Raw genomic sequence first — 20812 nt, 5'->3', positions numbered from 1 at the left:
ATTGTTTTATTGATGGTCAGTCAAATAGGTCTCAAAAGAAGCTCGTTTAATCATTTCTTCGTCTAATGTCACTTGATTGAGTTCAACATTTTTCATCTTGATCAATTCCATTGCGTAAGGATCATTGTGATAGTTACGCAAGTAGGATATTTTTTTGATGCCCGCTTGAAGCAACATTTTCGTGCATTGCAGACAGGGAAAATCGGTCACGTAAATCTCCGCGCCATCCGTTTGTTCCCCAAACTTTGCACACTGCAAAATGGCATTCATTTCTGCATGAATTGTCCGGACACAATGCCCGTCAACGAGGTAGCAGCCCTCATCGATACAGTGCACATCACCTGAAACAGAACCGTTATAGCCACCCGCAATGATCCGCTTATCACGCACGATCGTGGCCCCCACAGACAGCCGATTACACGTACTCCGACTGGCTAACAGGACAGATTGCATCATAAAGTATTGATCCCATGGAATTCTCTTTTTTGTCATGTGATTGCCTCCGCTTATTCGGTAACGCTCAATTCTCTCGATAAAGATTGAAACAAAACTCAGTATACCAAAAAATTGAACAACCGACTAACATCTCAAAAATCACACCGCAAGTTGTGGCTTTAACCGCTCAAATGTTTTATCACCGAATCCAGAAACGTTCTTAATATCTTCGATGGTCTTAAACTGACCCTTAGCCGTCCGGTAATCAATGATCTTTTGGGCCTTTTTTTCACCCACACCGTCCAACTGTTGCAGCTGCTCGAGGTCTGCTGAATTCAGGTTCACTTGCGGCGCTTCACTACTGGCACCCGCACCACCGCCACCCGTGGCAACTGGCGGTGCGGTTTCTCCGTGCTTTGGAATAAACACGACCTGCTGATCAGTCAGCCGCTGGGCTAAATTCACCTGTTTTTGGTCAGCATTGCTTGCAAATCCGCCGGCCAACTGCACAGCATCGATCACACGCATGTCACCGGTCACCTTTTTTAATCCTGGATTCTTAACGGCACCCTTAATATCAACATACATCGTCATTGACTGGCTAGACGCCACAGTCGAGTCACTACCGCCACTGCTCGCCACCGCCATGCTATCTGACATTACGGCTGATTCCGGTTGCGTAGATGCCTCCTGTGGGGCCTGGTGTACCATCAAAAAAACGATACCAATCGTTGCTACCGCAATTCCCGCAATGATCCAAACCTCTCGTCCCATCGTTCCTAACAGTTCTTTTAACCTATCCAACACTATTCCTCCCTTCTTACCCGTTAACTACGCAGGGAAAGTTGGAAATGGTTGTCTAGGTAGTAAATTATTTTTAAATTTTTATATGCAATGGAAAATGGGTACGAGCGGTATCTGTTTTAGTGCTCTTTTTTTGGGGATTATAAAAGCCTGAAACTAAGCTAGTTTCAGGCTTTTATATTGTTTCAGGATGATTAATTTCACTGTTTGGTTAGTTATATGTGGAATTTTTTTAGTGGTTTGGGTAAGCAAATTCTGATTAGAAGCTTATTTACCACTTAGCTCTTTTTGGCGACGCACTTTGCACTTTTTAGTGGAAACGCGTTTCGCAAGGCTGAGGGCTACTGTATAAGCAACTCTGGTCAAAAAAGTCAGACCCGGACTTTTCTGCCACTGAGTGCTTTGGGAGACGTGCTTTGCCCTTCTCTAGCGGAAACGCGTTCCGCAAGGCAAGGGGCTACTGTGTAACGGACTCTGGCAAAAAAGTCAGGCCCGGACTTTTCTGTCACTGAGTGCTTTTGGCGACGTGCTTTGCCCTTCTCTAGTGGAAACGCGTTCCGCAAGGCTGAGGGCTACTGTGTAACGGACTCTGGCAAAAAAGTCAGGCCCGGACTTTTCTGTCACTGAGTGCTTTTGGCGACGTGCTTTGCCCTTCTCTAGCGGAAACGCGTTCCGCAAGGCAAGGGGCGGAGTGTAACGGACTCTGGCAAAAAAGTCAGGCCCGGACTTTTCTGCCAGAGTCCGTTACACTCCGCCCCTTAAGCGCCTTGCTCCACGCTCTACGCTCTACTTATGTGTCTCCAAATACCGCACCACCTGCTTAAAGCTCGTCACAGGAACGACCTTCATGTTTGGTGCAACCTTCTTCGCCGTCTTCTTAGCGAGTTGATAGTTTGTTTCATGGTGCTCTTCTAACTTCAGCACCGCCTTCGTTGGTTTAATATACGGTGCGAAGAAAATTGTTGCACCGGCTTTTTTAGCCGCCACGATTTTTTTATCGATCCCGCCAATTTCACCAACGGAGCCATCCGGATTGATGGTTCCCGTTCCGGCAATTTTACGGCCGTGACGTAAATTGGTGTTGGTCAATTGCGTGTAGATCTGCAAACTCATCATTAAACCACCTGACGGGCCGCCAATTTGTCCCGGATCCACTGAAACCTTTGGCGAGGTCTTGATCTTCACGTTATCCGTCAAAATGATGCCAATCCCAGGTTGACCGCTTGATAATTTAATCAGCGGTTCCGTCACAGTGTGCTTAACGCCGTCTCGTTCATAAGTGACGGCCAATTGCTTACCAACCTTTTGCTTGCGAATATAGTTTTGGAACCCAAAGGCACTCTCAAAATGGCGACCGTTGACCTTTGTGATCGTATCACCCACTTTGAGCTCACCCTTAAACTTGGAGTTCTTCTGAACTTCCATGACATAGATGCCCAAATAATCCTTGGTCACCTTGTCCCCAGCCGCCTTAACTGCAACAGCCTTCGCTTCGTTGATGGCACTTTGCATATAGAAGTTCTCCATCCGCATGTAAGTGGCACCGCTCTGGCCGCCAGTAACGCTCTTTTCCGTGTCGATCTCATGGTAGGGCAGCACCTTGGCTAGCGCGTATGTAATGGGTCGCGCACGAGCAAGCTGCACCGTCATGATCATGTACTCACCGGGACGCTTATCCGGGTGGGATTTAATCGTCACAAACGACTTCAGATTTGTGCCCGATCCCGGCGTTTCAATGTAGTACGGCAACGGCCAAAACAGGCCAACCAGTACTAAAACACCGACGATCACCCCGAGAGTAACCTTAGTCGCCCTTTTTTTTAGGAAATTTTTCATTGGTCCCCCAACCTCACTTTTTAGCCAATGCGGCCACAACTGCTGGCGGCACGAGCTCTGAAATATCGCCGCCAAAGTGCAGCACTTCTTTTAAGAGGCTTGACGAGATAAACGCATATTTCGCGTCCGTCAGTAAAAATAACGTCTCAATGCCATTATCCAGATAGTGGTTCATCTGTGCAATACCGGCCTCATAGTCATAATCTTTTGAATTGCGCAGACCCCGTAAAATAACGCTGGCGTTGACCGATTTCACAAAATCGACCGTTAACCCGCTTTCCATCTGCACGCGCACATTGGACAAATCCGCGACGCTCTCTTGAATAAGGGCCACCCGCTCATCTGGCGTAAACAACGACCGTTTACTTATATTCGTCCCCACCGTCACAATCAGCTCATCAAACAAGCCGCTAGCGCGTTGAATCAAATTAAGATGGCCCATCGTCAGCGGATCAAAACTGCCAGGAAAAACAGCCTTAGTCATCAGTCTCCCCCTCTTCCGGCATCTCGTAGATGGTCACCTTCGTGATGCCATAAGATTTTTGTTCGACCAGTTTTGCAGCACCGACCATTTCTGGCAGTTCAGCTTCCTGGTTCGTTTCACACATAATACAACATTCTGGTGCTAACAGCGCCAGATCCTGTAAAATCTGGATTTCCTTCATGATCTTTTGTTCGCGATACGGCGGATCAAAATAAACCAAATTAAAGGCTAACCCTTGGCTCTTTAATTGCGGCAACATTTTTTCAGCATCGCGTTTGTAGACACTAAATTTGTCGGGTTCTTTTGTAACCTCAATGTTTTGGTGAATCGTTTTGATGGCAGCGCCCTGCCGATCAATTAACACCGCATGGTCGATGCCCCGAGAAACACCTTCAATACTAAGGCCGCCAGAGCCCGCAAATAAATCCAGACTCGTCCCGCCATCAAAGTACGGGCCAATAATGTTAAAAATAGCTTCTTTCACCTTATCAGTGGTCGGCCGGGTCTTCATACCGGGGACGGCTCGCAACCGACGACCACCGTATTCACCTGAAATGACACGCATCTAATCGTCGTCCTCCTCGGCCTTCGCCTGTTCGTCTTTCGCAACCGGATTACCAGAAAGTCCCAGTAAATCGATCAATGCTTTATGCGGCGACGTAATGATTCGTTTCACAAATCGCAGCTCTTTTAATTGGGCAGTAACGTCACTGACTTGATCCGTGTTGACATAAATCACGGCATACCGCATCCGTTTGGACACATAAGCCACATGACCATAGCGTTTTAACTGTCGCACCTGTCGCAAATTAGACACGTAAACGACTAAATCTTCTCGTTCTTGAATTGCCGGCACAGTTTACAGCCCCTTTCGTCTTGCAATTTTTTCCTGAGCACTCACGTTGATGAGCAACCCCAAACAAAGTGTGAGGGACATCATACTCGACCCCCCGTAACTAATAAATGGGAATGTCACCCCGGTAATTGGGAGAAACCCAACCACCCCGCCAATGTTCACGAAAGCTTGGATGGCAAAATACGTTGCCACACCATAGCAAATTAAAATATTAAACGTGTTTTTTGAATGAATGCCAATGTAGATTGCGCGGCAGACGATAAACGCCAGCAAACACAAAATAATGAGCACCCCGATCAACCCTAACTCTTCACTAATGATCGCCATAATAAAGTCGGTGTTCGGTTCGGGTAAATAACCCCGTTTTTGAATCGAATTGCCAAGACCGACACCAAACAATCCACCGTTACTGATGGCATAGTAAGAATTTACCAGTTGTGAACCAGAACCAGATTGGTGACCAAACGGATCCACAAATGCCACGATTCGCGCCAGTTTATAGCTCGTGACGTGAGTTGCTTTACCGATTTTAAACATGATGGGCAGCAAAATACACAGATAAAACGCGATCCCGCCGCCAACAATGGCGCCCATGAGTTTATAAGAAAACCCACTGGCAAGATACATCATGACTAAGATACCAGAAATAATCATGGCACTCCCCATATCAGGCTGCAGGAGTACGAGCATAATCATCAGCAGGCTCAGTGCCAACGGTTTTGCGTTAGTGGTCCACCAGTGCCCATTAAGCATCGGTTCCTCGTCACTCCTTCTCCCAAGACGAGACGCCGTAGCCACGATCAAAAAGAATTTTACAAATTCAGCAGGTTGAATGTTGATTGGGCCAAGCGTGATCCAGCCAGCGGCCCCGTTGATCGTCTTACCGCCAACCAGTAAGCCAGCCAGCATGACGTCAAGAATCAGCATTCCGCCCCAGTAAAATTGCTTATAGTGAAGGTACCGCGTGTTCATAGCGGTCATAAAAATGGTGATCAACAGGCCGATCACGACCCAAAATGCCTGACGTACTAAATAAGCGCCCGGCGTTGTACCGTTTTCAATGACAACGTTAGAACTGGCTGAATACACCATCACGATGCCGATTGCACACAATAATAAATATGGTACGATCAAAAAATAATCTAAATCTCTTAACCTTTTCATTTAACTATCCCCACACTCGTGAATACACCTGCGTACAGCAAGTCTTTTAAATTATAGCATACCCGTGAAAAATCGTGGTTGTTGAGTGTGAAGCTTAAACAAATTATTTTGAATTGAGCGGCCACATTCAAGTGGGTATCAGGTGTCTGTCATCATTTACTGTACTAGTCCCCCTATGACGGAATAAAAAAACGCCACCCACCAGTTGTGAGTGACGTTTTTGACTAAGATGAACTCAGTCAATTATTTTTCGAATTACCGTGAACCGGCACGACGCTTCTTAGCTTCCTTTTCACGAGTGTTCGTGTCAAGGATCTGCTTACGCAAGCGAACGTGGTTAGGGGTAACTTCACAGAATTCGTCTTCGTTCAAGAATTCAAGTGATTCTTCAAGTGATAAGTGGGTTGGTGTCTTGATCCGAGCCATGTCGTCAGAACCGGCAGCACGAACGTTGGTCAAGTTCTTACCCTTGGTGATGTTAACCGTAATGTCGTTTTCACGACTGTTTTGGCCGACAATCATGCCTTCGTACACATCGGTACCTGGATCGATCAGCAAGGTCCCACGAGATTCAACACCCATCATAGCGTAGGTCGTTGCCTTACCGGCGTTCATGGAAACCAGCGTCCCCTTAGTACGGCCTGGGTGCCAGTTCTTGATTACTGGGGCGTACTTTTCAAAGGTATGGTTCAAGATCCCATAACCACGAGTCATGGACATGAATTCGGTTGAGTAACCGATCAACCCACGTGAAGGGGCAATAAACGTCAAACGAGATTGGCCGTTATCAGTTGATTCCATGTTTTGCATTTCACCTTTACGTTGTGACAGACTGTCAATCACGCTACCAGTGTATTCTTCAGGGGTATCGATCTGAACCTCTTCAAATGGTTCGCTCATAACGCCATCAATATCGCGGTAGATAACTTCTGGCCGTGATACTTGTAATTCAAATCCTTCACGACGAAGGGTTTCAATCAGAATTGACAAATGCAATTCACCACGTCCTGAAACGACCCATGCGCCTGGTTCGTCAGTGTCATCAACACGTAACGACACATCGGTTTCCAACTCAGTCCTCAACCGGTCTTCCAATTGACGACTGGTAACAAACTTCCCGTCTTGACCAGCAAATGGTGAGTTGTTGGTTTGGAAAGTCATTTGCAAGGTTGGTTCGTCGATCCGTAAGATTGGTAATGCTTCTGGGGTGCTTGGGTCAACGACAGTTTCACCAATGTTGATGTCTTCCATCCCGGAAACAGCAATCAGATCACCGGCCTTAGCGGTCTTGATCTCCAACCGCTTCAAGCCAAAGAACCCGAATAACTTAGTGACCCGGAAGTTCTTCTTTATGCCGTCAAGCTTCATCACTGTAACGTTGTCACCAACGCTGACAGTCCCACGGAAGATCCGGCCGATCCCAACACGACCAACAAAGTCGTTATAATCCAACATGGCAACTTGGAACTGTAATGGTTCGTCAGAGTTGTCAATTGGTGCTGGGATGTGATCAACAATGGTGTCAAAAATTGGCTTCATGGTGTGTTCTTGGGTTGCCAAGTCAGAATCGTAGCTTGACGTCCCGTTCATAGCTGATGCGTAGATCACTGGGAAGTCCAGTTGGTCTTCATCAGCACCTAATTCGATGAAGAGGTCAAGGACTTCGTCAACGACTTCTTCTGGACGGGCGCCTGGGCGGTCAACCTTGTTGATGACCACGATTGGGGTCAAATGTTGGTCCAAAGCCTTCTTTAACACGAAACGGGTTTGTGGCATGGTCCCTTCAAAGGCATCAACAACCAGCAAAACACCGTCAACCATCCGCATGATCCGTTCAACTTCACCACCGAAATCGGCATGTCCTGGGGTATCCAAGATGTTGATCTGCTTGTCGCCGTAACGCACGGCAGTGTTCTTTGAAAGGATCGTGATCCCACGTTCCCGTTCAATGGCGTTAGAATCCAAAGCCCGGTCTTCAATCTGAACGTGTTCGTCCAAAGTGTCAGATTGTTTCAATAATTCATTAACCAAGGTCGTCTTACCGTGGTCAACGTGGGCGATAATTGCAATGTTTCGAATATCATCTCTGGTTTTCAAAGTGTGTATCTTCCTTTCATAGTGACTCGTTATTAAACCTGTTGCGTGAAAATGGTTAAACCTGGCCGCGCAATGAGCACCCTACGCTGACCTTGCGCCATAAAAAAACTGTGACTAAGTGTCACAGTCAGACGCTTTAACCGATGATTGGCAGAATGTCTTGTTGTGCTTTTTCCGTTGCTACCATTACGAAGTCTGATGATAGCATACTCAGTGGCGTCCCGTCAACTCTAGTTACCCGAAGTCCTAAGGTTTCGGCTAAAATTTTGCCCGCACCGAAATCCCAGGGTTTTAAATAGGAAACATACGTAATAAGTTCACCAGTTAACATGAGACTGAACTCAATCCCCGCTGAACCATACGCCCGAAAGCCAGCGCTTTGTCGGATGACCTCCGGCATATTCATGACATCCTCTGTAACAAGCGGGCCGCTGATGGCCACAAGCCCGTCGCGCAACGCAACGTTAGCTGGTTGGGCCACCGGCTGGTCATTTTTAAAGACGCCAAGCGAAGGCCCGCCAGAATAGAGGGCGTCGTTGATCACATCGTAAATGTAACCCAAGACACCTTGCCCATCAATGTATAAGGCAATCATCATCGCAAAGTGGTCACGCTGTTTGACAAAGTTCATCGTCCCATCAATGGGATCGACCACCCAGACCCAGCCCGCCGTATCCGTCACTTGATCGCCGAAGCCTTCCTCGCCTAACACTTGACTGTCCGGTGAAAAAGCTCGAATCTTGCTCACCAATAACCGCTCATTTTCCTTATCCACGTTTGTGACCAGGTCTTTGCGGCCGGTCTTCTGGTCAACGTTTAACGGCGTTGCCATCCGCTTTAAAACGAGGTCGCGGGATTCTCTCAACCAGGTCTTGACCGTTTGATCAACCTGTTCAAGTGTTGGTTCACTCATCGCGCATCCCTCCCAGTGCTCATTTTCACTGATTTCTTGGTCGTTTCTCGGGATTGTTTCATCGTCAAATAAATACTGTACCCCGTGACTTTGCCAAAGGCTTTATCCAACTGCTTTTCTTGGGACTTTGAGGTTACGATCGTTTTAAACGCCCGGTAAGCCGCTGTTAACTCGCTGATCAAAACGCCCTGTGAGAGTTCATAAGCATTTTCAACCAGTTGATAAAAATGCGTGACGGTGATGATTTCATCCGTTGACCAATCATCCGCTAAAGGATACGCATAGTTTTCACTCATTCGGTGCCACCTATCTTTCCGTTTTCAATTTCTGTAATGGTTTGTCTGAGCTGGCCAATGATCGTCTCAAATTCGGTCTCTTCAGAATCTGAAAGTGTTAGATCAGTTAACCGATGGACCCCTGCTAGGCTCACCAAAACCGGTGTACTGATTGCTAATGGGCCAACTTCATGGTCGGTCTGGATATTCGACACCGTCGCAATCAGAGGCTGGTCGTCCACCAAGGCCATCAAAAGACGCTCCAGGGCCATGTCTTGAATCACCCAATTATCAACCAACGCCTGGCTGGAGGCTTCAGTCTCCAATTCCGCAATGTCCTCAGCACTAAAATGGTTGTCCTGATTGGCCAAATACATCAAAACGGGGGCCGGTCCAACGTAACTGCGACTCCAAACAATCAACTGCTGCTGCGGTGTCCCGACCACTAACGCCCGCACATCATTTTCACCAACGTGTAGCCGATGCTTTAACTGAGACTGAAGAAACAGGGTCTGACTGAACGTCCCCACGCCGACCAATTGCGTTTGCGGTAAGCCGGAGAACCGCCAAGCAAAGTACACCAGCAATTCGTCAAACGGTGCGGATATCAGTATTTTCCCCTTAAACCCATTTTCAATCACGCTATTCACAAGCTGACGAAATCGGGGCATAATGCCCTGAACATAGGATAACATGTCCTCAGCCGCGATTTGTGGCCGTTCAAGGGCAATGATGACAACATCTGCACTTGCCAGATCTTCATTTTGACCCAGTGTCAGTGAAAAATGCTGGCATAATTTAGCGGCCGTCTGTAAGGCTGCGAATTCAGTTGACGTTTTGGCCGGTTCATCAGCGGGCAACACAACACCTGCCACCGGATGATCCTTCATGATCAAGGTCGCTAAAAGACTATCGATGCGTGATGAATCCCCGCAAATGACAACTTTAGCTTTCATAGACAACCCTCCATTTTCTCTGAAAAACTGCTAGTTTAATTATAGGTTAAATCCGAAGTTAATCAATAGATAGAATTTAGAGTACGATCTCAGAGCCCTGCCGCAGTCGATACTATAAACAAGCGTGTTCGCTACTTGTTTCCATGTTTAGAGGCTAGTTCAATGCATGCTGTTATTTCATACAGCATCAAGATCGATTGCGATACAAGGCAAAATAATGGGTTTTCAGTTGAATGGCGCTTATTTAGACATGGATTAAAAACGACAACAGTTTTAATCACTACTGAAGAAAATCAGCACTGAACTGCCACCATTCTGCGTTCTGCAATGCAATGATTCACTCCATTCTTTTGATTCCCTTGTCCACTGCCAATTCTTGGCAGCAATTCGGCGGAGCGGAGGTGTTCGGCATTTTACCACTATTTTAATATAAGAGACCAAAAAAGACCCGGAGCAATCTCCAGGTCTTTAATCATCGCAAAGTGTTTAGATATGGGTTGGGAATCCAATCGCAATATCGGCAGCTTCTTGAATTGGTTCGCTTAATGTTGGGTGTGGGTGAATGGTCAAAGCAATATCTTCGGCGTTCATCCCGCTGTTAACAGCTAAGCTTAATTCAGCAATCAAGTCAGATGCACCGGGTCCAACAACTTGGGCACCCAGAAGATTGTGGTTGTCGTCTTTAGTCGTCACCAAACGAACAAAGCCATCTGGTTCGTCAAGTGAAACGGCACGGGCGTTACCAGCAAATGGGAACTTGGCAGTTGAAACTTCAATGCCCTTGTCCTTAGCTTCGGTCTGAGTTAAACCAACAGTGGCTAATTCAGGATCAGCGAAGCAGACTGCAGGAACACCGACCCAGTCATTGGCTGTCTTGTTACCAGCAATTGCGCCGGCAGCAGTCTTAGCTTCAAAGAAGGCCTTGTGGGCCAAAGCTGGACCAGGAACGATATCACCAATGGCATAGATGTTAGGTACTGAGGTGTGACCCTGAGTATCCACTTCGATCAAGCCACGGTCAGTCGTCTTAACATCAGTCATTTCAAGACCAATGTCATCCGTGTTAGGCTTCCGGCCAACAGTAACCATGCAGTAGTCAGCCTTGATAGTGGCTTCCTTGCCGTCAACTTCGTAGGTAACAGTGACACTGTTATCGTCTTGAACAGACTTCTTTGCCATGGCACTTGTCACAACATCGATGCCCTTCTTCTTCATTTGCTTCAGAACAACAGCAACCATGTCCTTGTCGAAGTTAGGTAAGATCGAAGGTGTCCCTTCAAGAATGGTCACGTGTGACCCTAAGTTGGCATAGGCGCCAGCCAGTTCAGTCCCAACGTACCCGCCGCCGATAACGACGAATTCTTTAGGGATTTCTGGTAAGTTCAAGCCACCAGTTGAGTCAACGACCCGACCATCAAACTTGAAACCAGGAATTTCAACAGGACGGCTACCAGTAGCAATGATCAAGTTCTTAAATTCGATGGTCAGACCATCGTCAGCACTCATAAATTGCTTTGGACCGGTTGAAACGACACGAAGCTTAGTATCTGAATCCAAAACTGCTTCGCCTTGGATAACATCAACCTTGTGCTTCTTCAACAGCATCCGAACACCGCTGGTCATTCGATCAACGACCTTCTTTTGCTTCCATTCTTGCGTCTTTGAGAAGTCGATTGAAGGTGCTTGGGTAGTAATCCCAAACGTTGAAGCATCCGCTGCTTCTTGGAAACGATGACCAGCATTGATCAACGCTTTCGAAGGAACACAACCAACGTTCAGGCAGACACCGCCGACAGTTTCAGATTTTTCGATCACTGTGACGCTTTGGCCTAATTCAGCTGCCCGGATAGCGGCAACGTACCCACCAGGGCCGGCACCGATAATGACAGTATCGCGTTTTTCAACATCTGACATATTAAGGGTCATCCTTCCATTAATAACAATTCTGGTTCATGAAGCAGATCATTGAGTTTGTTCAAGGCACGTTGTGCTAACGCCCCATCGATCAAACGGTGATCGTAACTCAAGGATAGCTTGAGCATGTTGCCAACTTCGATTTCGCCATCTTCGTTGACATATGGTTCCTTGGCAATCTTGCCGACACCTAAGATTGCAACTTCTGGTTGGTTGATAACAGGGGTGAAGAAGCCGCCACCAATTGAACCAACGTTACTAATGGTGATTGAACCGCCGGACATTGCGTCGGCACTCAGCTTGTTATCCTTAGCAGCTTGGGTGTTTTCAGTAATTTCCTTAGCAATTTCAAACAGACCCTTAGCATCAGCGTTCTTAACGTTTGGTACGTAAAGACCGTGATCAGTATCCGTTGCAATACCCACGTTGAAGTAGTGCTTGTAAACGATTTCTTCTGAAGCGCTGTCAATTGACGCGTTGAATTCAGGGAAGTCCTTCAAAACAGCAACCATTGCTTTAACAATGTATGGTAAGAATGTCAAATGGATATCCTTATCAGCTGCCAATGCCTTGTACTTCTTCCGGTTAGCCATCAAAGCAGAAACTTCGACGTCTTGGAATGAGGTAACGTGAGGTGAAATATCCTTTGAAGTCCGCATTGCCTTAGCGATAACCTTACGAACCATTGACATTGGTTCACGGGTTTCAAGTTCAGGTGTTGCTGACTTGTAAGGCTTGATTGGTGCGGCAGCTGGAGCGGCAGCAGCAGCTGGTGCAGCGGCAGCGGCCGGAGCAGCAGGTGCAGCGGCACCGTTAAAGTTGTCAACATCGGCTAACAAGATCTGGCCGTGGTTACCAGTTGGGGTAACGGCTGAGATGTCAACACCCTTGTCACGTGCATGTTGACGCACTGAAGGCATTGCCAAAACGATCTTGTTAGGATCTGATAAGGCAGGCACGCCAGTTGCGGGTGCTGGTGCAGCAGGTACAGCAGGGGCGGCTGGGGCTGCTGGTGCAGCAGCTTCTTCTTTAGGTGCTTCTGCAGCAGGGGCTGCGTCGCCACCGTCGTCAGGTGTGTCAGGTGAACCGTCATCGATTTCAACTAACGTATCACCAATTTCAGCAGTTTCGCCTTCCTGCTTAACGATTTTCTTAATTTTACCGGCTACAGGTGATGGCAATTCTGAAACGGACTTATCGTTTTGGATTTCAACTAAAACGTCGTCTTCCTTAACGTCGTCCCCTTCTTTGACAAGCCATGATGCAATTTCACCTTCGGCCATCCCTTCACCAAGCTCTGGGAGTTTGAATGCAAAAGCCATGGGAAAACTTCCTTTCTATATCACAAAGTATTCGTTTGAGTGAGCTATCTTAGTAGTTCAAAATTTCGCGAGCTTTTTCTTCGATGTCATCGGCATTTGGTAACCAGTCGTTTTCAACTTGAGCCCATGGATATACTGAATCTGGGGCAGCCACACGGCCGATAGGTGCATCCAAGTTCATGATAGCGTGTTCAGCGATTTCTGAAGCAACTTGTGCCCCAACGCCGGCCATCTTTTGTGCTTCTTGAACGACAACTACTTTGTGGGTCTTTTCAATTGACTTGAAAATGGTGTCAGTGTCAATTGGAAACAATGAACGAAGGTCAATGACTTCAGCAGAGATGTTGTCCTTAGCTAAAGCATCAGCAGCCTTGAGAGATTCGTTGACTTCTGCACTGTAAGCAACCAGGGTAATGTCAGTTCCTTCCTTAGCCACCTTTGCAGTGTCTAGCGGAACAGTGTACTTGCCATCAGGAATTTCGTCCTTCATTGAACGGTATAACTTCAGGTTTTCCATGAACAGAACTGGGTCGTTGTTTTCAACGGCAGAAATGATCATGCCCTTTGCATCGTATGGGTTAGCAGGTGTGACAACACGTAAGCCTGGGGTCCCAACGAAGTAGTTTTCAAGGTTATCAGCATGCATTTCAGCAGTATGGGTACCACCACCAAATGGGGTCCGGATAGTGATTGGCATTGCACGCTTGCCACTGAACCGGAACCGGTTACGTGACATTTGACCGCCAATTGAGTCAACGGCTTCAAAAGTGAAGCCCATAAATTGGATTTCAGGAAGTGGACGCCAGCCAGTTGCAGCTAACCCGATTGCTAATCCTAAAATACCTGATTCGGCTAATGGTGTATCAAAGACCCGGTCTTCACCATACTTGTCTTGCAAGCCTTGGGTAGTCCGGAACACACCACCGTTTTTACCAACGTCTTCACCGAAGATCAACGTCTTTGGATCTTCGCCTAAAACAACGTCTAAACCATCTGTAATCGCTTTGATATAAGTTAATTTAGCCATGGTTACTTCGACTCCTTTGCTTCGAATCTTGCAATGTCAGCCTTGATTTGTGGAGTTGGTTCTTCGAACGTGGTCTTCAACATATCAACAACTGATTGCGTTGGTGTATTTTCAGCTTCCTTCATTGATGCCTTGAAGCTGTCTTTATATTCTTCGACAAGTTTGTCTTCTTGATCTTGTGACCATAAGCCCTTGTCAGTTAAGACTTTACGCATACGGATCAGTGGATCAGCATCGAACCAAGGTTTTTCTTCTTCCTTAGTCCGATAACGACTAGGATCATCACCAGCACTTGAGTGAGCACCGAAACGATAAGTTAAGGTTTCAACTAATGCTGGACCATTGCCTTCAGCGGCAAAGTCACGGGCTGCTTTGGTAGCTAAGTAAGTCGCCAAAACGTCCATCCCATCAACTTGAACACCTGGAACACCTGAGCCAACACCCTTTTGTGCTAAGGTTTCAGCAGCGTTTTGCTTCTTCCGTGGAACGGAAATAGCCCAACCGTTGTTTTGAACCATGAACACTGCAGGAGCTTGGAAGGCTGAAGCAAAGTTAATCCCTTCGTAGAAGTCACCCTGTGAAGTACCACCATCACCGGTATAAACGAAGGATACGGCATCTTTTTCACCGTTCTTCTTAATCCCTAAGGCTGCACCAGCAGCTTCAACATATTGTGCACCGATAATGATTTGTGGGAACCAGTTACGCGTATCGCCATAGTCATCACCAACTGCGTTACCCTTTGACCATAAGAAGCCTTGAGCAACTGAAGCGCCATGCTTAATTAATTGTGGTAAATCACGATAAGCAGGGAACAGGAAGTCTTGATCTTTGAAAGCTGCGATTGAACCCATTTCACTTGCTTCCTCACCATAGGTTGGGGCATAGAAGCCTAACCGACCTTGACGAGAGAAGTTCATTGTTTGTTCGTGCAATGCACGCTCCCAAACCATGTCTTTCATGAAATTGACGAGTTCGTCATCTGAAAAACTATCGAAAAGTTCCTGATTTACGATCTCACCCTTTTCATTGATAACTTGGAGTGTTTTCTTGTAAGGATCGCTCATCTTGGCTTTGATTGACGCAAAATCAACTACTTGCCCAGTTTTCTTCGCCATAACTAACACTTTCCTTTCCGTTTGTACGCATTCAATCTATTCGGCCTTTCCAAACTATTCGGCCTTTCCAAACCGAGAAACGATTGTTTGCTTTCTCAACTACACTCTTAAATTAACACGCTTTCACAGTTCATACAAGCCCTTTCATTACTTTTATATCGCAAAAGTCACCGTTTTGCCGTAACGGCGGGGAATCCCGTTTTCAGAAAAAACATTGTTATTTTCTTCACATTTTTAATGGTTTCATTCTTTCTCATTTTTATGCTAAAATTAACTATTAAGTGAGTTCCATTTTTATTGGAATGCGGAGGTAATTTTTTTGATTTTAATGAAAGATATTACGCGTGACGGCAATCCCGTTTTACGCAAAGAAGCTGCTAAGGTCACCTTCCCCCTCTCAGAGGAAGATCAAAAGTTAGCTGCTGACATGATGGAATACCTGGAAGTGAGCCAGGATCCAGAGTTATGTAAGAAGTACGGCCTGCGCGCTGGTGTTGGTCTAGCAGCACCCCAGGTCGGTGTTTCAGAAATGATGGCCGCGGTACTGGTTCCTGCTGAAGAGGAAGGTGGCGAGTCACCCTTTAAGCAAGTCATCATTAATCCAGTGATCATTAGCCACTCCGTTCAGGCCGGAGCATTAACGGAGGGCGAAGGCTGCCTTTCAGTCGATACGGAAGTCCCAGGCTACGTCCCACGCCACGACCGAATCACGTTGCGTTACCAGGATCTGCAAGGCGAACAACACAAGGTACGGCTGAAGAACTACCCAGCAATTGTGTGCCAACACGAGATCGACCACCTGCATGGTGTTTTGTTCTATGATCACATCAATAAGGATGCACCGTTTGAGATCGATGAGGATACGGTGATGTTTGATTAGAGGCAGAGCGTGGAACAAGGCGTTTAGAGGGCGGAGCATAAGGTAACTCTGGCAGAAAATCCCGGGTTTGGATTTTGTGTCAGAGTTGCCTTATGCAGTAGCCCTCTGCCTTGTGGAACGCGTTTCCACTATGAGGACAAGAAAGTACACTATCTAGCTACTTTCAACCAACCACTGAAACCCATTTCAAACACCAAAAAAATGAAAAGCAACAAAAAAGACACCATCCACTAACAATCCAGGATGATGTCTTTTAATTTATCCAGAAACCAAAGCAAGACCACGCAATCCACTACTCAGCCCGATCCTCCTTCTCCGGATGTTCAAGCCGGTGCAGATCCTGCAAATACTCCACAGTTGCCTCATTGACCAAATAAGCGATACTCATATGAATTCGCGTCTCATGGCGCCAAATATCGGTAATGAAAAATGCGGACTGTTGCGCGCCGTCAGCTGACGCAATTTTATAATCTTCAGTAAACTCGGCTAAAATATGATTGAGGCGCTGCCGTAAAATGGGCAGCTGGTCATCGGTCACGTGATCCAGCTTGATCACGTATTCAAACGCCATGACACCCCGGCCCCAGCCGTCAGGATTAATGGTCGATTTCACAAATTCTGCCGGTTCACTAATAAACCGATCATCAACCAACCGCTGTAATGACGCCTTAACAGCAACGTTCGTCTGGTTCAAAGCTGCTTCTTGTGCATTTTGTGTCGTGCGCCGGACAATCAGCCGGTGAACGAGCATGTACACGATGAAAGCAACGATCACCGCGATCACGATTGTAAGCGTAACCCCCATTTTCAACACCTCCGTTTTCGTTTTCTTCTATAATATCACTTATGACGTGGATTATAACCTACTATACAAAATGACATGGGTATGCTAATATTTAACCAACTGTTGTTTCATAAACAACTAAGACGTTCGGTACAAATAGTTTAGAAAATGAGGTGCCCTGTTTCAGGGTGCTGATTATGAAAGGATGTTTAATAACCCACTATGATTTTTAAAGTCTATTACCAAGAAGATAATGTTCGTAACCCGAAGCGTGAGGACACTAAGTCCTTATTTATCGAGGCGGACACCGAAGTTGAGGCCCGGGCAGAGGTTGCCGCAAACACCGACCACAACATCGAATTCATCGAACCGCTTGAGGGTAAGTTCCTTGAATATGAAAAAGAAAACCCGGACTTTTCGTTGACGGAGTTTAGTAAATGAAAAAACTGAACGTCAAAAATAACGAAACTGCAATTTTTGGCGTTGGTGGTTTAGGTGAAATTGGTAAGAACACGTACGGTATTCAGTTCCAGGATGAAATTATCCTGATTGATGCCGGGATCAAGTTCCCAGAAGATGACCTCTTAGGAATTGACTATGTCATTCCTGACTACCATTATCTGGTCGCCAACCAGCAAAAAATTAAGGCACTCGTCATCACCCACGGTCACGAAGACCATATTGGTGGTGTTCCTTACCTGTTAAAGGACCTCAACGTTCCGATCTATGCTGGTCCCCTAGCCCTAGCGCTCATTAAAAACAAACTGGAAGAACATGGCCTCTTGCTCCAAGCTGAACTCCACGAGATCGATGATGATACCGTGCTGAAGTTCCGAAAAACAAGTGTGTCGTTCTTCCGGACCACCCACTCAATCCCAGATACAATGGGAGTTGCAGTCCACACTCCGTCCGGCGTGATCGTGGAAACGGGTGACTATAAGTTCGATCTCACGCCCGTTACCAACCAGCCGCCTGATCTGCAAAAGATGGCCCGGCTTGGCGAAGAAGGTGTGCTCTGTTTAATGGCAGACTCCACCAACGCTGAGCGGCCCATCTGGACCAAGTCAGAAAAATGGGTCGGCAAATCAGTTCGTAAGATTTTTGACCAAGTCGATGGCCGGATTATTTTCGCCACCTTCGCCTCAAATATCTCACGGATCGAAACGGCTTGCGAAACGGCACTTGCGCACGATCGTAAAATTGCCGTGTTTGGCCGAAGCATGGAAGCCGCAATCGTCAATGGGCGTGAGTTAGGCTATCTGAATATTCCAGACGATGCCCTTGTGGATGCCAACGATTTAAAGTCGTTGCCTGCAAACAAGACGCTGATCCTGTGTACCGGTTCTCAGGGTGAACCAATGGCCGCCCTGTCTCGAATTGCGAACGGGACCCACCGGCAAATTGCGATTCAACCTGGTGACACCGTGGTCTTCTCAAGTAACCCAATTCCTGGGAATACTGTGAGTGTTAACCACGTGATCAACGAGTTGGAAGAAGCCGGTGCCAACGTGATTCACGGTAAGGTCAACAACATTCATACCTCTGGTCATGGTGGCCAAGAGGAACAAAAACTCATGTTACGGCTCATGAAGCCCAAGTTCTTCATGCCAATTCACGGGGAGTACCGGATGTTGAAGATCCATACCGAACTTGCCGAACAATGCGGCGTGCCGCTTGACCACAGCTACATCATGGAAAATGGTGATGTGCTCGCGTTGACCAAGGACACCGCTCGAATTGCCGGTCACTTCACTGCTGGTGATGTTTACATTGATGGCAGCGGCATCGGTGATATTGGCAACGTGGTCTTACGTGACCGCCAACTGTTGTCAGAAGAGGGCTTAGTTGTGGTTGTTGCCACGATCAGTCTTAAGGATAAGATGATTCAGGCTGGCCCTGACATCCTGTCTCGCGGGTTTGTGTACATGCGCGAATCCGGTGAATTACTCAATGAAGGACGACGGCTTGTGTTCTCAACAATTCGCCGCGCAATGCGTTCTAAGAAAGCCACTGAGGCTTCGATTCGAAACGCGATCATTGATGATTTACAAAACTTCCTATTTGAAAAAACTGAACGTCATCCAATGATTCTGCCAATGCTGATCATGGATTAATAAAAGACACCATCACACTTTTCGGTTGTGATGGTGTCTTTTTTATGGTTTACTATAGCAGGCACTCATTTAGGAGATCACCTCACTCCTGAAATAAGTCTAAACTTTTACGGGTTCAATCTAGCCTGGAACTATAAAGTTCGTTATAATTAAAAAGTATGTATTTTGAGAGGATGGTCTTGTTGTCGTGTCAGTCAATTTTTACGTTATTTTAAATGAATTTGCCGGTGGCGGCAAAGCGAAGAACTTGTGGCCCGAAATTAAAACGGTGCTGCAAGAACGCCAGGTCAGCTACCAAGTGGCGAAGTCCACCTACCCTGGCCAAGCCACGTTACTGGCACGGCAGTATGCTAAACAGCACCCAGATCTCACGACGGCCACCAATGTCGTTTTAGCTGTCGGCGGCGATGGCACGTTGCACCAAGTGCTAAATGGACTTGCGAGTGCAAAACTCACGCATCCCATCCCCGTTGCTTACTTACCCGTTGGTAACGGCAACGATTTTGCGAAGGGCATTAAGATGGCCACCCGTTGGCGCTCGGCCCTTGACCAGATTCTGGGCTGTAACAGTGCATCACGGCTAAATGTTGGCACCTATCGGGACGCAGAAAAAAATACAACTGGGGTATTTACCAACACTGTCGGCATCGGTTTTGACGCCGCTGTCGTGAATGATGCAAATGGCAAGTCACCTAAACGGTTGACCAAGCGGCTTCACCTCGGGTGGCTCAGTCGACTATCATCGCTAATCAGCGTCGTTTACAATGAATTGCCATTCCCGTTAACAGTCCATGTGGGCCAGCACCGTGACATTTATGCCCATGCCTACCTTGTGACTGTTTCGAATCATCCCTATCTTGGCGGTGGCATTAACATTGCTCCAACAGCAGAGGTCACTGACCCTAACCTGGATCTAATCGTCATCGAAAAACCGCATTTGCCAAAGTTACTGTTCATTGCACTGATGCTGCGTCTGGGAAGACACATGCACTTGAAGTCAGTTCATCACTACCACGAACCCAAACTGCACCTCATCGTCCCATCAATTGAGTATGGTCAAGAAGATGGTGAAGAAATGGGTGGGCGCTACTGGGATACCTATTTTGAGATTGCCCAGTACCCTTTCTGGATTGATACAACAATCTAGACTAATAACTTGTATGATACAAAATTAAGCAGTAACAGTTTTTATAATAAGTTTGATCAAAAGCTAATTGCATGATGCAATTAGCATTTTTTCGTGGTTAACATGTCCATTTTCCCGATATCACCTAGTTACTAATATTAAATCAGGCGCCGTGCTCATCTTTTTATTAAGTCGACAACTGAGATAAGGACTTCACATTCTAACGAACATCATTCCCCATAATCATGCCAGCCTAATTGTCACCAGTGCCAACTTAATTTGCGTACCTGGAATAACGTAAGCGGGTTCTTCTTAGGGTTGGGCGACAGACAGCCCATGATTGTGATTTCTGGGCGCCTACTGTGTCATTTTAGACTCACACCACAATTCACATTTAAATGCGTCTCTGTGCAATTTTGCCCACAAAAAAACTGGCCCCTATTCTCCCACAGAAAACAGGTTACCAGTTATTAACACGCACGATCAATCTTCCGATGCGTCCATAGCTTCAAGGATCGCACTTAATTCTGAACACTGCTCAGATAAGGCTGCCATCTGCTGACCGTATTTCGGTTCAATCGTTATTGTGTCGGTACAGGCCTCCACGTGATGCGCTTCATCACGCTTGAGGTCATCTAATTCACGATTCTTTTGTTGGTATTCTTCGATAATTTCTGAACGATTACTCATCAGATTACACCCCTTTA

At 46.7% G+C, this 20812-nt stretch carries 21 protein-coding genes; 4 read left to right on the top strand and 17 right to left on the bottom strand.

Features of this window, described 5'->3' with window-relative positions; genetic code table 11:
* Window positions 1–6: 6 nt before the first annotated feature.
* The 15 genes from AYR61_RS10920 to pdhA all read right to left on the bottom strand — a co-directional run bounded on the left by AYR61_RS10920 (window position 7) and on the right by pdhA (window position 15201).
* Window positions 7–492: a ComE operon protein 2 gene (locus AYR61_RS10920; RefSeq protein ID WP_056987888.1), complete on the bottom strand. Its 486-nt coding sequence runs from the start codon at window positions 490–492 to the stop codon at window positions 7–9.
* Window positions 493–594: 102 nt separating this feature from the next.
* On the bottom strand, window positions 595–1239 hold the full coding sequence (locus AYR61_RS10915; RefSeq protein ID WP_056987889.1) for a helix-hairpin-helix domain-containing protein: 645 nt from the start codon (window positions 1237–1239) through the stop codon (window positions 595–597).
* A 786-nt stretch (window positions 1240–2025) separates the two neighbouring features.
* Window positions 2026–3075, bottom strand: a complete 1050-nt coding sequence (locus AYR61_RS10910) for a SepM family pheromone-processing serine protease (protein ID WP_065902981.1) — start codon at window positions 3073–3075, stop codon at window positions 2026–2028.
* A gap of 13 nt (window positions 3076–3088) precedes the next feature.
* Complete coding sequence (coaD, locus tag AYR61_RS10905) at window positions 3089–3559, bottom strand: pantetheine-phosphate adenylyltransferase (RefSeq protein WP_054707804.1); 471 nt, start codon at window positions 3557–3559, stop codon at window positions 3089–3091.
* Window positions 3552–4124 (bottom strand): 16S rRNA (guanine(966)-N(2))-methyltransferase RsmD, encoded by a 573-nt coding sequence (gene rsmD / locus AYR61_RS10900; RefSeq protein WP_054707807.1) that lies wholly within the window; start codon window positions 4122–4124, stop codon window positions 3552–3554. The genes coaD and rsmD overlap by 8 nt, the downstream gene beginning before the upstream one ends.
* Entirely contained in the window at window positions 4125–4415 is a 291-nt protein-coding gene (locus AYR61_RS10895) for a YlbG family protein (protein WP_056987890.1), read from the bottom strand.
* 3 nt (window positions 4416–4418) lie between these two features.
* Window positions 4419–5579, bottom strand: a complete 1161-nt coding sequence (locus AYR61_RS10890; protein WP_065902979.1) for an FtsW/RodA/SpoVE family cell cycle protein — start codon at window positions 5577–5579, stop codon at window positions 4419–4421.
* A gap of 255 nt (window positions 5580–5834) precedes the next feature.
* On the bottom strand, window positions 5835–7676 hold the full coding sequence (gene typA / locus AYR61_RS10885; RefSeq protein WP_065902977.1) for a translational GTPase TypA: 1842 nt from the start codon (window positions 7674–7676) through the stop codon (window positions 5835–5837).
* A gap of 136 nt (window positions 7677–7812) precedes the next feature.
* A complete protein-coding gene (locus tag AYR61_RS10880) occupies window positions 7813–8589 on the bottom strand; it encodes an inositol monophosphatase family protein (protein WP_065902975.1) in 777 nt (258 codons plus the stop codon).
* Window positions 8586–8885, bottom strand: a complete 300-nt coding sequence (locus AYR61_RS10875; protein WP_054707814.1) for a UPF0223 family protein — start codon at window positions 8883–8885, stop codon at window positions 8586–8588. The genes AYR61_RS10880 and AYR61_RS10875 overlap by 4 nt, the downstream gene beginning before the upstream one ends.
* Window positions 8882–9820 carry a lactate/malate family dehydrogenase gene (locus tag AYR61_RS10870; protein ID WP_065902973.1) on the bottom strand — a complete coding sequence of 313 codons (939 nt, stop codon included), beginning with the start codon at window positions 9818–9820 and terminating at the stop codon, window positions 8882–8884. Before AYR61_RS10870 ends, AYR61_RS10875 begins: the two co-directional genes overlap by 4 nt.
* A 486-nt stretch (window positions 9821–10306) precedes the next feature.
* Entirely contained in the window at window positions 10307–11734 is a 1428-nt protein-coding gene (lpdA, locus tag AYR61_RS10865) for a dihydrolipoyl dehydrogenase (protein WP_054707820.1), read from the bottom strand.
* A gap of 8 nt (window positions 11735–11742) precedes the next feature.
* On the bottom strand, window positions 11743–13056 hold the full coding sequence (locus AYR61_RS10860; RefSeq protein WP_065902971.1) for a dihydrolipoamide acetyltransferase family protein: 1314 nt from the start codon (window positions 13054–13056) through the stop codon (window positions 11743–11745).
* A gap of 49 nt (window positions 13057–13105) precedes the next feature.
* Window positions 13106–14083, bottom strand: coding sequence for an alpha-ketoacid dehydrogenase subunit beta (locus AYR61_RS10855; protein ID WP_054707823.1), 978 nt, complete (start codon window positions 14081–14083; stop codon window positions 13106–13108).
* 2 nt (window positions 14084–14085) lie between these two features.
* Window positions 14086–15201 (bottom strand): pyruvate dehydrogenase (acetyl-transferring) E1 component subunit alpha, encoded by a 1116-nt coding sequence (gene pdhA, locus AYR61_RS10850; protein WP_054707826.1) that lies wholly within the window; start codon window positions 15199–15201, stop codon window positions 14086–14088.
* Between the two features lie 319 nt (window positions 15202–15520).
* Between pdhA and def the strand changes: the two genes are divergently transcribed.
* Window positions 15521–16081 carry a peptide deformylase gene (def, locus tag AYR61_RS10845; protein WP_054707828.1) on the top strand — a complete coding sequence of 187 codons (561 nt, stop codon included), beginning with the start codon at window positions 15521–15523 and terminating at the stop codon, window positions 16079–16081.
* 292 nt (window positions 16082–16373) lie between these two features.
* Here the strand turns inward: def and AYR61_RS10840 are convergent, their stop codons facing one another.
* Window positions 16374–16886, bottom strand: coding sequence for a hypothetical protein (locus tag AYR61_RS10840; protein WP_065902969.1), 513 nt, complete (start codon window positions 16884–16886; stop codon window positions 16374–16376).
* A 201-nt stretch (window positions 16887–17087) separates the two neighbouring features.
* Between AYR61_RS10840 and AYR61_RS10835 the strand changes: the two genes are divergently transcribed.
* The 3 genes from AYR61_RS10835 (at window position 17088) to AYR61_RS10825 (ending at window position 20126) form a co-directional block, all read left to right on the top strand.
* Window positions 17088–17306, top strand: a complete 219-nt coding sequence (locus AYR61_RS10835; RefSeq protein ID WP_054707834.1) for a DNA-directed RNA polymerase subunit epsilon — start codon at window positions 17088–17090, stop codon at window positions 17304–17306.
* Entirely contained in the window at window positions 17303–18979 is a 1677-nt protein-coding gene (rnjA, locus tag AYR61_RS10830) for a ribonuclease J1 (RefSeq protein ID WP_054707838.1), read from the top strand. Before AYR61_RS10835 ends, rnjA begins: the two co-directional genes overlap by 4 nt.
* Window positions 18980–19166: 187 nt before the next feature.
* Complete coding sequence (locus tag AYR61_RS10825) at window positions 19167–20126, top strand: diacylglycerol/lipid kinase family protein (protein WP_065902967.1); 960 nt, start codon at window positions 19167–19169, stop codon at window positions 20124–20126.
* A 462-nt stretch (window positions 20127–20588) separates the two neighbouring features.
* Here AYR61_RS10825 and AYR61_RS10820 read toward each other — a convergent pair whose 3' ends face one another.
* Window positions 20589–20795: a hypothetical protein gene (locus AYR61_RS10820; RefSeq protein ID WP_054707841.1), complete on the bottom strand. Its 207-nt coding sequence runs from the start codon at window positions 20793–20795 to the stop codon at window positions 20589–20591.
* Window positions 20796–20812 lie beyond the last annotated feature (17 nt).

The organism is Secundilactobacillus paracollinoides (genome assembly GCF_001702155.1).
Taxonomy (GTDB): domain Bacteria; phylum Bacillota; class Bacilli; order Lactobacillales; family Lactobacillaceae; genus Secundilactobacillus; species Secundilactobacillus paracollinoides.
The sequence above is the reverse complement of the archived record's forward strand: the minus strand, read 5'-3'. Positions and strand labels throughout refer to the sequence as shown.